This is a genomic window from Piscinibacter gummiphilus (assembly GCF_002116905.1).
GTDB lineage: Bacteria > Pseudomonadota > Gammaproteobacteria > Burkholderiales > Burkholderiaceae_C > Rhizobacter > Rhizobacter gummiphilus.
Window position 1 is genome coordinate 6,168,769 of record NZ_CP015118.1, and the last position, 12,711, is coordinate 6,181,479.

The window sequence follows — 12,711 nt, forward strand, 5'->3', positions numbered from 1 at the left end:
GAAGCCATCACGTTACAGACTGAAACAACCTGGCGCAAGATCAGCGGAAGGCCAAGTCCGCCAACACGCCTACAAACACCGAAAAACCCAGCCAGTGGTTGCGGGTGAACGCCCGGAAACACCCATCGCGACGGCGTTCCCGGATCAGCGACCAGTGCCAGACGACCTGCGCGGCGGCCCCCGCGAGCCCCGCCAGCGCCCAGGCGCCCAGGCCGGCGCGCCAGCCGGTCCAGCCCCAGATCGCGAGCGCGATCACGTAGAAGGACGTGACACCGATCACGTCGAAGCGGCCGAGCGTGATGGCCGAGGTCTTGATGCCGATCTTCAGGTCGTCGTCGCGGTCGACCATCGCGTATTCGGTGTCGTAGGCCAGCACCCAGAACAGGTTGCCGAGCAGCAGCCACCAGGCCTCGGCCGGCACCTCGCCGCGCACGGCCGCATAGGCCATCGGGATGCCGAAGCTGAACGCCACGCCCAGCACCGCCTGCGGCATCGACAGGAACCGCTTCGTGAACGGGTAGAAGATGCTGATGGCCAGTGCGGCGAAGCTCATCGCGATGGTGAGCCCGTTCGTGGTGAGCACGAGCGCGAAGGCCACCAGCGCCAGCGCGGCGCCGAACACGAGCGCCTCGCGCGTGCTGACGAGCCCGCTCGTCACGGGCCGCTGGGCCGTGCGCTTGACGTGTTTGTCGAAGTCGCGGTCGGCCACGTCGTTCACCGCGCAGCCGGCGCTGCGCATCAGGAAGGTGCCGAGCGTGAACACGGCCACCAGGTGCAGGCCGGGAAAGCCGCCGGCGGCGATCCACAGCGCCGCGAGCGTGGGCCACAGCAGCAGGTAGGTGCCCGCCGGACGGTCCCAGCGAATCAGGTTCAGGTACAGCGACAGGCGGGACGGCGCGGGGGTGGGGGCAGGGGCGGTCATGCTCATCACTGTCCTTTCGTTCAGCCTTCCAGCTGACGCTGGAACACCAGGCCCGCGTGCTCGCGCAGCGCGTGGAACTTGATCTTCGGCCAGTTGGCCTCGATGGCACGCAGTTCCGGCGCGTACTCGACCAGCACCGTGGGCGCGTCCACCGCGTCGTAGGCCACGCGATGCGAGTTGCCGTCGATGAAGCGCTTGAGTTCCTTGTCGCCGCCATCGGCCTCGTCGCAGGTCACCCAGCGGGCCACCTGGAAGCGGCTGGGCATGATGCGGGCCTTGACGCCGTACTCGTGCTCCAGGCGGTGGGCCACCACCTCGAACTGCAGTTGGCCGACCGCGCCCAGCAGCAGCATCGAGCTGGCGACGGGGCGGAACACCTGGATCGCACCTTCCTCGCCCAGCTGCGTGAGGCCGGCGCGCAGCTGCTTGCTGCGCAGCGGGTCGGCCACCTCGACGGTGCGGAACATTTCCGGCGCGAAGAAGGGCAGGCCGGTGAACTGCAGCGACTCGCCCTCGGTCAGCGTGTCGCCGAGCTGCAGCACGCCGTGGTTCGGGATGCCGATGATGTCGCCGGCGAAGGCCTCGTCGAGCAGCTCGCGGCGCTGGCTGAGGAAGCTCACCACGGTGTTGGGCCGCAGCTCCTTGCCCGACCGCACCACCTTCAGGCGCATGCCACGCTCGAAGTGGCCGCTGGCCACGCGCACGAACGCGATGCGGTCGCGGTGCGCGGGGTCCATGTTCGCCTGGATCTTGAAGACGACACCGGTGAACTTCTTTTCGTCGGGTGCCACCTCACGCTGCAGCGACGCGCGCGCGCCCGGCGCGGGCGCCAGGTCGACCAGCGCGTCGAGCACCTCGCGCACGCCGAAGTTGTTGACGGCCGAACCGAAGAACATGGGCGTCTGGCGGCCGGTCAGGAATGCCTCGCTGTCGAAGGCCGGGGCGGCGTCGGTCAGCAGCTCGATCTCGCCCTGGGCCTGCTCGTACGGCATGCCGAACCGTTCGGCGTAGGCCGGGTTGTCCAGGCCGTCGAGGATCTCGTCGTCGTTGTGGTTGCGGTCTTCGCCCGGCGTGAACACGCGCATGCGCTCCTCGCGCAGGTCCATCACGCCGTGGAAGGACTTGCCCATGCCCACCGGCCACGTGAACGGCACGACTTCCATGCCCAGTTCGCGCTCGATCTCGTCCATCAGCGCCAGCGGCTCCTGCACCTCGCGGTCCATCTTGTTGACGAACGTGAGGATGGGGGTGTTGCGCGCCCGGCAGACCTGCAGCAGGCGCCGCGTCTGCGGCTCCACGCCGTTGGCCGCGTCGATCACCATCAGCGCCGCGTCGACCGCCGTCAGCACGCGGTAGGTGTCTTCCGAGAAGTCCTGGTGGCCCGGGGTGTCGAGGAGGTTGATGACGCAGTCGCGGTACTCCATCTGCATCACGCTGGACGCCACCGAGATGCCGCGCTGCTTCTCGATCTCCATCCAGTCGGACGTGGCGTGGCGCGACGCCTTGCGCGCCTTCACGCTGCCGGCGATCTGGATCGCGCCCGAGAACAGCAGCAGCTTCTCCGTGAGCGTGGTCTTGCCCGCGTCAGGGTGGGAGATGATGGCGAAGGTGCGGCGGCGGCGCACCTGGGGCGTGAGTTCGGTCGACATGGAACGGGGACGCGTCAAAACCTTCGATTATCGCGGCCCGCGCGGGAAGCCCCTCCGGGCCTATAGTGCGGGCCGTGGTCATTCGCACAACTTCCCATCCCGATGCCTGAGCTGTACCCCGGGTTCGCCGCCGGCCTGAGCGCGCTGGGTGGCGCCCATCCGCTGCTGGTGGGCGTGCCCGCCGCCCTGCTGGTGCTGTGGTCGCTCGCGCGGTGGGCCGACGACACGTCGCCCACCGTCGTGCGGCGCTGCGCCGGCGTCGCGGTGGTGTTGCTCGGCCTCGGGCTGCTGCTGCGCCTGGGCCTCGCGCTGAACGAACCCCGGCCCATGCTCGCCTGGTGGCAATGGGGCATCGGCCTCCTCGTGCTGCCGCTGTTCATCAAGAGTGCCCGCCTGGGCGGCGTGGCCGCCATGCTGTTCTTCCTGTGCCTGGCCGCGGCGCTGGCCACCGGCGTGGCCTGGGTGGGCGACGTCCGCCTGGCCACCGGCGCCGCGCTGTGGGCCGGCCTCGTGGCCCTCGCCGCCGCGCTCGTGCTGAAGCGCGCGATCCCGCCCCCGCCCGCCCCGCCACCCGTCGAACCCCGGGTGCTGCAGCAGCGGCTCGACACCGACGAGGCCCGCGAGGGCGCCGACAAGTACACCCGCGAATGAACCGCGTCCCGGACGACCAGCTGTTCTCCCGGCGCCGCTTCCCGGTGCTGGGCGCGCGCGGCCGCGCGATGCTGCGCCACCTCGTCGACCACCCGAACGCCCCGGTCTTCCGCGACCTCAGCGGCCACCGCCTGAACTGGCTGGACGTCTGGCGCGCGCGGTGGCGCCACTGGCAGGTGATGACGGCGCAGACCCACTGGCCGGTGGACGCGGCCGACCCGCCGCCCTGGGCCGACGAGTGGGTGCGCCGGCTGGCCGCCACCGTGCCTGCCGCCAAGGGCCTCGCGGGCCGGCCGTGGGCCGGGATTCCGCTCGTCTCGCGGGCCGACCTGGCCTGCGCGCTGCACCTGCACACGCCCGCCGCGCTGCCGGTCGACCGGGTCATCTGTTTCTCCACCAGCGGCACCACCGGCCACCCGCTGAAGGTGCCGTCGCTGCCCTGCGTGGCGGCCGACTACCAGGCCTTCCACGCCCGGGCGCTGCGCCACTTCGGCGTCGAGCTGCAGGCCGGCGCGGGGCGGGTGGGCATCGTGCTGGCCGGGTTCCAGAAGCGCTGCTTCACCTACGTGTCGGTGAACCCGCTGCGCGGCGAATGCGGCCTCGCGAAGCTGAACCTTCACCCCGGCGACTGGAACGACCCGGCCGACCGCGCGAAGTACCTCGACGCGATGGCACCCGAGCTGATCTCGGGCGACCCGATCTCGCTCGCCGAACTGGCCCGCCTGGGCCTCGCCCACCGGCCGCGGGCGCTGCTGTCCACGTCGATGGCGCTGCACGACGGCCTGCGCCGCGCGCTCGAATGGCAGTTCCGCTGCCCGGTGCTCGACCTGTACTCGATGAACGAGGCCGGCCCCATCGGCGTGTTCGACCCGGCGGTGGACGGCTTCGTGCTGTTGCAACCGCACCTGCACGTCGAGATCGTCGACGAGGACGGCCGGCCCCAGCCCTACGGCACCACCGGCGAGATCGTGCTGAGCGGCGGCTTCAACCCCTGCCTGCCGCTGCTGCGCTACCGCACCGGCGACCGCGCGCGGCTCGAGATGAGCCCGCGCGGCCCCGTGCTGCGCGGGCTCGTGGGCCGCTCGCCGGTGCGCTACCGGTCGCCCGACGGGCACTGGGTCAACAACGTCGAGCTGAGCCAGGCGCTGGCGCCGTTCCCCCTTGCGCGGTTCGCGTTCCACCAGCAGGCCGACGGGGCCTTCGTGCTGCGCGTGGACGGCGCCGAACCGCTCGACGAACTCGCCCCGCGCCTGCGCGACGCGGTCGAGGAACGGTTCGGCGAGGCGCTGCCGTTGACGATCGAACCGCTGGAGGCCGACGACAAGCTGCGCCAGTACACGAGCGACCTGCCCGGGCACGCCCCGCATGCCGATGCTTGAGCTGGCCGCGAACGCCGCGGCGACGCTGTCGATCGGCCTGGCGGCCTTCAACCACGTGCTGACCTGGCCCGTGGGCATCGCGGGCTGCGTGCTCTTCGCGTTCGTCTTCCACGGCTCGCAGCTCTACGCCGATGCGCTGCTGCAGCTGTTCTTCATCGCGACCAGCGCAGCCGGATGGTGGCTCTGGCGACGCGGTGGCGAGGAGGTCCCCGTCTCGCGGTCCGCGCCCCGCAGCCTCGTGCTGATGGCCGGCGCGGCGGTGGCGGTCACGGCGGCCTACGGCCTGCTGCTGCACCGCTTCACCGACGCCTACGCCCCGTTCGCCGATTCGGCCGTGCTGGCCTTCAGCGTGGTCGCGCAGTTGCTGCTGATGCGGCGCCGCCTGGAGACCTGGGGCTTCTGGCTGCTGGTCAACACGGTGTCGGTGCCGCTGTTCGCGTCCCGCGGGCTGACGCTCACGGCCGGCCTCTACGCGGTCTACTGGTTCAACGCATGGTTCGGGGCCTGGCGCTGGTGGCGCGAATGGCAACGGGGGCGGGCCGCCCGATGAAGCCCTATCGCCTCGGCCTCGTCATCGGCAAGTTCGCGCCGCTGCACCTCGGGCACCTCGCGCTGATCGACCACGCCAGCTGCCTCAGCGACCGGGTGCTGGTGCTCAGCTGGTCCAACCCCGAGCTGCCGGGCTGCGGGCCGGACCTGCGGCGGCGCTGGCTCGCGGAATGCTGCCCGCAGCACGAGGTGGTCGTGTTCGACGGCGCCGGCGCGCCGCCGAACGACGCGCCCGGCGTCCAGCACCAGCAGCACCTCGCCGGGCTGTTGCGGCAGCTGGACCGCCGTCCCGACGCGATGTTCGCGAGCGAACCATACGTGTTCCCGTGCGCCGCGGTGCTGGCGGAGGCACAGGGCCAGCCGGTGCGGCCGGAGATGTTCGACCCGCGGCGACTGCAGGTGCCCGTCAGTGGCACCCGGGTGCGGGAGCGGCCGGGCGAGATGCTCCGGTGGCTGCCGCCTGCCGTCCGCGCGGACTTCGTCCCGCGGGTCGTGCTGCTGGGCGGGGAGTCGACCGGCAAGACGACGCTGGCCGCGGCCCTCGCCGCGCGGTTCGGCGGGGCGCCGGTCGCCGAGTACGGCCGCGAACGGTGGGAGGCCCAGGGCGGGCACCTGGACGAGGCCGACCTGCTCGCGATCGCCCGCGAACAGGTCCGCCGCGAGGACCTCGCCGCCCGGTCGGCCGATCCGGTGCTCGTGTGCGACACGTCCCCGCTCACGACGTTCGGCTACGCCCACTGGTCCCACGGTCGGGCCGCCCCGGCACTGGCCGGGTTGGCCGCGCGCCGCTACACGCTGTCGGTGCTGTGCGGCGACGAGATCCCGTTCGACCAGGACGGCACTCGGCGGGACGCCGATTTCCGCGCCCGCCAGCAGGCCTGGTACCGGGACCAACTGGCCGCGCGGGGCGACCGGCACCTCGAGGTGCACGGATCGGTCGCGGCCCGCGTTGAGGAAGTCGTGCGCGCACTCGCCGCGCGCTGACTTCCCCGACGCGCCCATGCAGAAACACATCGAGAAGCTCCAGATCCGCCGCCGCCTCGGCCAGCTGGGCCCCGGCCTCATCACGGGTGCCGCCGACGACGACCCGAGCGGCATCGCCACCTACTCGCAGGCCGGCGCGCAGTTCGGCTTCTCGATGCTGTGGACCATGGTGTTCACGCTGCCGCTGATGGTCGCCATCCAGGTGGTCAGCGCCCGCATCGGCTACGTCACCCGGCGCGGTCTCGCCGCCAACATCAAGGACCGTTTCCCCGCCTGGGTGCTGTTCGGCGTGGTGGGCCTGCTGCTCGTGGCCAACACGCTGAACCTCGCGGCCGACATCGCCGCGATGGCCGAGGCGCTGCGGCTGCTGGTGGGCGGTTCGGCCCACGTGTACGCGGTGACCTTCGGCCTCGCCTGCCTCGTGCTGCAGGTGTTCCTGCCGTACGCCACCTACGTGCGCTGGCTCAAGTGGCTGACCCTCGCGCTGCTGTCGTACGTGGCGGTGGCCTTCTCGTTGCGCCTGGACTGGTGGCACGTGGCCGGGTCCATCGTGCACCCGCAACTGCCGGCCGGCAACGAGATGCTGCTGATGGTCGTGGCCCTCTTCGGCACCACGATCAGCCCCTACCTGTTCTTCTGGCAGGCCTCGCAGGAGGTGGAGGACGCGGGCGGCACCGCGCCGCACACGCCCAGCGAGGTGCGCGGGCACCTGCGGCGCATCAAGGCCGACACCGTGATCGGCATGACCTTCTCGAACCTGATCGCGTTTTTCATCATCCTGACCACGGCCGCGACGCTGCACGCGTCCGGCGTGCACGACATCCAGACCTCCGCCCAGGCCGCCGACGCGCTGCGGCCGCTGGCCGGCGAGTTCGCCTACCTGCTGTTCAGCCTGGGCATCATCGGCACAGGCATGCTCGCGGTGCCGGTGCTCGCCGGTTCGGCGGCGTACGCCGTGGCCGAGGCCGCCGGCTGGCACGGCAGCCTGAACCTGCGGCTCGACAAGGGCGAGGGGCGGGGCTTCTACGGCGTGATCGCCGCGGCCACGATCGGCGGCGTGATCCTGTGCTTCACGCCCACCGACCCGGTCAAGGAGCTGTTCTGGTCGGCCGTGCTCAACGGCGTGATCGCCGTGCCCATCATGGTGGTGATGATGCTGCTGGCCACCCGCCGCGACACGATGGGCGAACACGTGATCGGCCGCCGCCTGCGCGCGATGGGCTGGCTGGCCACCGCGGCCATGGCCGCCACCGTGGCGGCGATGTTCGCCACGCTCTGACGGGCCGGCAAAACGAGGGAGAATCGCCGCATGAACGAAGACAAACCCGCACTGCCCGACCGCCTGTCGGTCGACCCGCGCAGCCCCCACCACGTCGCCGCCGTGTTCCAGCACGAGGTGGGCATCCGACTGAACGGCAAGGAACGCCACGACGTCGAGGAATACTGCATCAGCGAAGGCTGGGTGAAGGTCCCCGCCGGCCGCGCCCTCGACCGCAAGGGCCAGCCGCTGATGATGAAGGTCAAGGGCACGGTCGAGGCGTTCTACCGCTGAACGCCTTCCGCGCGGCCGCGGAAGGTGTGAAACCTTCTCAGCGCGGCCGCGTGCGCAACACCGCCACGATCGCGTCGAAGCGCTCGCGCTGGACCGGGGCCAGCCCCGACTGGCCCAGCAGCCGGGCGAAGCCGTCGTCGGCCCCCACCGTGCCCTCGGCCGCCGACTGGCGCGACTCCAGCGCCGCCTTCATCGCCCGCAGCTTCCACTCGCGGCGCGCGGCCTGGAAGGCCTCGGGCGAGGGCATGTCCAGCGCCATCTCCACCTGCAGCAGCCACTGGTCCACCGTGTCGGCGTCGACCGGTGCGGCGGAGCTCGCCCAGCGGTCGGCCAGCGCCCGTTCCCACAGGGTGGGCACGGCCGGCTGGGCGGACCAGGCCTCGTCGAGCGCGGGGGACGCGCCGTCGCGCTCGCGCTGCTCGCACAGCGCGTGGCGGGCCAGCACGGATTCCACCGTCACCTGCCACTTGCGCTGGGCGCTCGCGGCGAGGTGCGACTGGGCGATCTCGCGGGCGTTGCGCCAGGCCACGTCGATGCGGGGCACGTCCTGGCGAGGCACGTCGCCAGCCTGGCGCCACTGGGCGTCGACCTCGGACAGCGTGCGCTTGAGTTCGGCCGCGGGCGTGTCGGCGGTGAGGGCCGCCAGCCGCTCGACGAGCGCCTCGCGGGCCATCAGGTTGGCGCGCAGCACCTCGTCGCGGGCGTTGAAGACGGCCTCGCGCTGGGCGAACACGGCGTCGGTCCCGGCCTTGAAACGGGTCCACAGGCTGTTCTCGGCGCCCCGCGACAACGGCACCGACTTCGCGTGTTCCTGCCATTCGGCCTGCAGGTCGCGCACGCGCGGCACCAGGTCGCGGCCCTGGCCGCTGGCGCCTTCGGCCGCCAGGGCCTGGGCGCGGGCGATCAGCGATTCGCGGCCGCGTTCGGCCTCCTTGCGGGCGGCCTCCAGCGGCACCTCGATGCGGGCCAGCGCGGCGCGCCAGCGGGCGACCAGCGCCTCGCGCGACTTGTGGGGCACGGTGTGTTCGACCGGGCCCAGCTTGCGCCAGGCGGTCTGGAACGTGTCGAGCGCACGCACCTGTTCGCGCCAGCCGGTCTCCTCGGCCGCCGGCGTGGCTTCGAGCACGGCCAGCAGCGCCTCGCGGGCCGCGAGGTTGGCCTGGCGTTCGGCGTCGACCTTGGCCAGGGCTGCGGCCACCGGGCCGTAGGCCGTCTTCAGGGCGGCGTCGAACCGCTGCCACAGCGGCTGGCTGGACGGGCCGCCGGTGCGGTCGAGTTCCTTCCAGCGCTTGCGCAGCGCGTCGATGGTGTCGGCCTGCTGGCGCGGCGCGATCTTCGCGTCGGGCACCTCGGTGGCTGTGGCCAGCGCCTCGGCCTCGGCGACCAGGTCGTCGCGGGCGCGGGCGCCGCCCCATTGCTGCCAGCCCTTCAGGCGGCCGTGTTCGGCCCACAGGCCCTGCAGCCGGCCGCGCTGGGCGGGCGACACGAGGTCGTCGAGGGCGGTGAGTTGCTGGTGGGCCTCGGCGAGGTGCCCTTCGGCCAGCGCGGTCTCGGCCTGGGCCAGCAGGGTGTCGGCACGGGCGATGGCTTCGGGATCGGGTGCGGCCGGCTTCGGGCGCGGCGGCTTGTCCTTCTTTTTCTCGGGAGCGGGGGCCGCCGGGGCACCGCCCTGGCTGCGCCGCCAGACGGCGAAACGCTGCTCCAGCGCCTGGGCCACGCGGTCGTCGCCGATCGGCGGCTGCGTGCGCCAGCGGTCGGTGGCGAGGGCCACCGGGTCGGCCTTCACCGGCTCGGGAGCACCTTCACCCGGCGGTTCCGCCGCAACGTCGGCCGGCGGGGCGGGCTCCGCCACCGGCGCCTCGAACTGGGCCAGCAGCGCGAGGCGGGTCTCGATCTGCGCGGCGGTCAGCCGGCCGCCGCCGAGGGCCTCGACCAGCGCGGGGTCGTCGTGGCCCTGCGGCACACCGGCCTGCAGCGCGGCGGCGGCTTCGGCGGCGGCCGTCAGCACCGACTGGGTTTCGGCGCCCTGCGCCACGGCCAGCGACACGGTCTGCAGGCGTGCGACCGCCTCGCGCGCACCGGCGGTCCAGCGGGTCACGGCGGCCTCGCGTTCGGCGCGGTCGTGCATCAGCGCGGTGAGCTGGGTGGTGAGGGTGCCGAAGCGGGCGATGCTCTCGGGCGCGAGCAGGCTCGCGTCGAGAGCCTTCCAGTCGCGGTCCAGCGCCACGAGGCGGTTGGCGGGGATCACCGCTTCCTGCGCCAGGCCTTCGGCGCTGGCGAGCAGCGCGGCGGCGGCCTCGCGGGCCGAGCGCGTGGCGACGGCGGCGGCCAGGCGCTGCTTGGCGAGGCGGTAGACGCGGCGGTCGTGGGTGCGGAACTCGCGTTCGGCATCCTTCAGCGCGGCTTCGCCGGCCAGGGCCTCGATGGCCGCGACCTTGATGTCCACGGGGGCGCCATCCTCGCGGGCCAGCGCCAGCAGCGCGGCGTCGTCCCCGGAGGCCTGGCCCAGGCGGGCCGCCCATTCGGCGAGGCGCGCCTCGCGTGCCGCGGCCGTTTCGGCAGGCGCCGCCACGGGGGCCGGGGCGGGGGACGGGCGAACGGGGGCCTGCTCGGCGGCGGTTTTTTTCTTGAAGATCCAGTTCAGCATGGTCACGGGTCCTGCATCGGGGAACGGAACCGCACATTTCACCACGTTGGCGCCCGCTTGATCCGTTCGGGCGGTGGGCCAACAATGGCATCACCATGAAGCCACCGCATTTCCCGGTGTCCGCCGGCGCCCTCGCGCTGGGCATCGCGATCGGCCTCGCGCTGCCGCTGGCCGCGCCGCTGTGGCGGTCGGGCCCGACCGACGGCGAGTTGCCCGAGGGTTACGTGGGGGTGCTGGCCGCGCCGGAGGGCAGCACCGGCATCGTGGTGTCGGCCGCGCGCCATGGCCGCGTGCTCGACACGCGGCTGCCCGTGCCGGTGGGCATGCCCGACGGCCGCACGCTGTACCTGTGGGCCATCGAACCGACCGGCGCAGTGTCGCCCGTGGGGCCCGTGCCGCCGCAGGCGGCCGGGCGCATCCCGCTGTCCGACCCGGCCGAATCGGTGTTCGCCACGGCCGTGGGCTTCGGCGTCACGGTGGAGCGCACCGGCGAGTCGCCGGAGAGCCCCGCCGGCGCTTTCGTCTACCGCGGGGTGTGCGGCCGGCTGTGGCGGGCGGCGGCGCCCGCCGCCTGAAGGATCAGGCCAGCACCGCCGCGATGGCCACCGCGGTGGCCTCGACGTTGTGGGTGTTCAGGCCCGCCACGCACATGCGGCCCGAACGCACGAGGTACACGCCGTGTTCCTCGCGCAGGCGGTCCACCTGCTCGGCCGTGAGGCCGGTGTAGCTGAACATGCCGCGCTGGGTGATGAAGTAGCGGAAGTCGCGTCCCGGCAGCTTCGCCGACAACACCTCGTACAGCTTCTGCCGCATCGCGGCGATGCGCACGCGCATCGCGTCGAGTTCGCCGGCCCACTGCGCGTACAGCGCGGGCGTCTGCAGGACCTTGGCGACGATCTGGCCGCCGTGGGTCGGCGGGCTCGAGTAGTTCTTGCGGATGGTGGCCTTCAGCTGACCCAGCACCAGGTCGGCCTCGGCCTTGCTGGGGCACACCACGCTCAGGCCGCCGCAGCGTTCGCCGTACAGCGAGAAGCTCTTCGAGAACGAGCTGGCGCAGAAGAAGCTCACGCCGGCGCCGGCCAGCGCGCGGATCGCGAAGGCGTCCTGCTCGATGCCATCGCCGAAGCCCTGGTAGGCGATGTCGACGTACGGGATCAGCTTGCGGGCGGCGATGACCGGGATCAGGCGGTCCCACTGGGCGGGCGACAGGTCGACGCCGGTGGGGTTGTGGCAGCACGCGTGCAGCAGCACGATGCTCTTCTCCGGCAGCTGCTGCAGCGCGGCCAGCATCTCCTCGAACCGCACGCCGCCCGTGACCGGGTCGTAGTACGGGTAGGTGTTCACGGTGAAGCCGGCGCCCTCGAACATCGCGCGGTGGTTGTCCCACGTCGGGTCGCTGACCCACACGTTGGAATCGGGGAAGTAGCGCTTGAGGAAGTCGCCGCCGACCTTCAGGCCGCCCGAGCCGCCCAGGGTCTGGATGGTGGCGATGCGGCCGCTGGTGACGGCCTCGTGGTTCGCTCCGAACAGCAGGTGCTGCACGGCCTGGCGGTAGTTCGCCGCGCCCTCCATCGGCTGGTACGGGCGGGCGCCGAGGGTCTTGAGCATGCCGCTCTCGGCCTCGTTCACGGCCTTCATCACCGGCAGGCGGCCTTCGTCGTCGAAGTAGATGCCGATGCTCAGGTTGATCTTGTGGGCGCGCGGGTCGCGGCCGAAGGCCTCGTTGAGGGTGAGGATGGGGTCGCCCGCGTAGGCATCGACGTGCTCGAACATGAAATCGGCTCCTGCAAAGAAGCGTCGATTATGTGCCGAGGGCCTTTTCGATGTCGGCGGCGATCTCGCCCGGCTTGTCCATCGACCCGTAGCGCTTGATCACCTGCCCGTCGCGCCCGATCAGGAACTTCGTGAAGTTCCACTTGATGGCCTTCGTGCCGAGGATGCCCGGGGCTTCGGCCGTGAGCCACTTCCAGAGCGGGTGGGCGTCGTCGCCGTTGACGTCGACCTTGGCCATCATCGGGAAGCTGACGCCGTAGTTGACCTGGCAGAACGAGGCGATCTCGTCGTTGGTGCCGGGGTCCTGGTGGCCGAACTGGTTGCTCGGGAACCCCACCACGACGAGGCCCTGATCGCGGTACTGCGACCACAGCTTCTCGAGCCCCTCGAACTGCGGCGTGAAGCCGCAGGCGCTGGCGGTGTTGACCACGAGCAGCACCTTGCCGCGGTGGTCGGCGAGGGCGACCGGCTGTCCGCCGATCGTGGTGGCCTGGAAGTCGAACGCCGAGGTGGAAGCCGAAGCCATGCGCAATCCTTCAGGAAAGTGGGGGGCAGGGCCGGATCGTAGCTTGACGCGGCCCGGGCTTCCCGCCGAACATGACGGT

The 12,711-nt window shown here is 72.0% G+C and carries 12 protein-coding genes; 7 read left to right on the forward strand and 5 right to left on the reverse strand.

The window, feature by feature from the left end; genetic code table 11:
• Nucleotides 1-40: 40 nt before the first annotated feature.
• Nucleotides 41-928, reverse strand: coding sequence for a 4-hydroxybenzoate octaprenyltransferase (gene ubiA / locus A4W93_RS28270; protein WP_085753781.1), 888 nt, complete (start codon nt 926-928; stop codon nt 41-43).
• Nucleotides 929-942: 14 nt separating this feature from the next.
• Nucleotides 943-2,571, reverse strand: a complete 1,629-nt coding sequence (locus A4W93_RS28275; RefSeq protein ID WP_085753782.1) for a peptide chain release factor 3 — start codon at nt 2,569-2,571, stop codon at nt 943-945.
• A gap of 102 nt (nt 2,572-2,673) precedes the next feature.
• Between A4W93_RS28275 and A4W93_RS28280 the strand changes: the two genes are divergently transcribed.
• Genes A4W93_RS28280 through A4W93_RS28305 form a run of 6 tightly spaced genes read left to right on the forward strand, consistent with a single transcriptional unit; the run spans nt 2,674 to nt 7,686 of the window.
• Nucleotides 2,674-3,222 (forward strand): hypothetical protein, encoded by a 549-nt coding sequence (locus A4W93_RS28280; protein WP_085753783.1) that lies wholly within the window; start codon nt 2,674-2,676, stop codon nt 3,220-3,222.
• On the forward strand, nt 3,219-4,601 hold the full coding sequence (locus tag A4W93_RS28285; protein ID WP_085753784.1) for an AMP-binding protein: 1,383 nt from the start codon (nt 3,219-3,221) through the stop codon (nt 4,599-4,601). Before A4W93_RS28280 ends, A4W93_RS28285 begins: the two co-directional genes overlap by 4 nt.
• Complete coding sequence (gene pnuC, locus A4W93_RS28290; RefSeq protein ID WP_085753785.1) at nt 4,588-5,151, forward strand: nicotinamide riboside transporter PnuC; 564 nt, start codon at nt 4,588-4,590, stop codon at nt 5,149-5,151. Before A4W93_RS28285 ends, pnuC begins: the two co-directional genes overlap by 14 nt.
• Complete coding sequence (locus tag A4W93_RS28295; RefSeq protein WP_085753786.1) at nt 5,148-6,134, forward strand: AAA family ATPase; 987 nt, start codon at nt 5,148-5,150, stop codon at nt 6,132-6,134. The genes pnuC and A4W93_RS28295 overlap by 4 nt, the downstream gene beginning before the upstream one ends.
• Before the next feature lie 16 nt (nt 6,135-6,150).
• Nucleotides 6,151-7,413: an NRAMP family divalent metal transporter gene (locus A4W93_RS28300; RefSeq protein ID WP_085753787.1), complete on the forward strand. Its 1,263-nt coding sequence runs from the start codon at nt 6,151-6,153 to the stop codon at nt 7,411-7,413.
• Between the two features lie 30 nt (nt 7,414-7,443).
• Nucleotides 7,444-7,686 (forward strand): DUF3297 family protein, encoded by a 243-nt coding sequence (locus A4W93_RS28305; protein ID WP_085753788.1) that lies wholly within the window; start codon nt 7,444-7,446, stop codon nt 7,684-7,686.
• A gap of 37 nt (nt 7,687-7,723) precedes the next feature.
• Here A4W93_RS28305 and A4W93_RS28310 read toward each other — a convergent pair whose 3' ends face one another.
• Nucleotides 7,724-10,333 carry a DUF349 domain-containing protein gene (locus A4W93_RS28310; RefSeq protein ID WP_085753789.1) on the reverse strand — a complete coding sequence of 870 codons (2,610 nt, stop codon included), beginning with the start codon at nt 10,331-10,333 and terminating at the stop codon, nt 7,724-7,726.
• A 95-nt stretch (nt 10,334-10,428) separates the two neighbouring features.
• Between A4W93_RS28310 and A4W93_RS28315 the strand changes: the two genes are divergently transcribed.
• Nucleotides 10,429-10,908, forward strand: coding sequence for an anti-sigma factor domain-containing protein (locus A4W93_RS28315; protein WP_237357640.1), 480 nt, complete (start codon nt 10,429-10,431; stop codon nt 10,906-10,908).
• A gap of 4 nt (nt 10,909-10,912) precedes the next feature.
• Here the strand turns inward: A4W93_RS28315 and A4W93_RS28320 are convergent, their stop codons facing one another.
• A complete protein-coding gene (locus tag A4W93_RS28320; RefSeq protein ID WP_085753791.1) occupies nt 10,913-12,106 on the reverse strand; it encodes an amino acid aminotransferase in 1,194 nt (397 codons plus the stop codon).
• Nucleotides 12,107-12,134: 28 nt separating this feature from the next.
• On the reverse strand, nt 12,135-12,632 hold the full coding sequence (locus A4W93_RS28325) for a glutathione peroxidase (RefSeq protein WP_085753792.1): 498 nt from the start codon (nt 12,630-12,632) through the stop codon (nt 12,135-12,137).
• Nucleotides 12,633-12,711 lie beyond the last annotated feature (79 nt).

Coding starts and splice junctions, on each gene's coding strand:
- A4W93_RS28325 (WP_085753792.1), bottom strand. CDS start 12,632: ATGGCTTCGGCTTCCACCTCGGCGTTCGACTTCCAGGCCACCACGATC.
- A4W93_RS28275 (WP_085753782.1), bottom strand. CDS start 2,571: ATGTCGACCGAACTCACGCCCCAGGTGCGCCGCCGCCGCACCTTCGCC.
- ubiA (WP_085753781.1), bottom strand. CDS start 928: ATGAGCATGACCGCCCCTGCCCCCACCCCCGCGCCGTCCCGCCTGTCG.
- A4W93_RS28300 (WP_085753787.1), top strand. CDS start 6,151: ATGCAGAAACACATCGAGAAGCTCCAGATCCGCCGCCGCCTCGGCCAG.
- A4W93_RS28285 (WP_085753784.1), top strand. CDS start 3,219: ATGAACCGCGTCCCGGACGACCAGCTGTTCTCCCGGCGCCGCTTCCCG.
- A4W93_RS28295 (WP_085753786.1), top strand. CDS start 5,148: ATGAAGCCCTATCGCCTCGGCCTCGTCATCGGCAAGTTCGCGCCGCTG.
- A4W93_RS28310 (WP_085753789.1), bottom strand. CDS start 10,333: ATGCTGAACTGGATCTTCAAGAAAAAAACCGCCGCCGAGCAGGCCCCC.
- pnuC (WP_085753785.1), top strand. CDS start 4,588: ATGCCGATGCTTGAGCTGGCCGCGAACGCCGCGGCGACGCTGTCGATC.
- A4W93_RS28305 (WP_085753788.1), top strand. CDS start 7,444: ATGAACGAAGACAAACCCGCACTGCCCGACCGCCTGTCGGTCGACCCG.
- A4W93_RS28320 (WP_085753791.1), bottom strand. CDS start 12,106: ATGTTCGAGCACGTCGATGCCTACGCGGGCGACCCCATCCTCACCCTC.
- A4W93_RS28315 (WP_237357640.1), top strand. CDS start 10,429: ATGAAGCCACCGCATTTCCCGGTGTCCGCCGGCGCCCTCGCGCTGGGC.
- A4W93_RS28280 (WP_085753783.1), top strand. CDS start 2,674: ATGCCTGAGCTGTACCCCGGGTTCGCCGCCGGCCTGAGCGCGCTGGGT.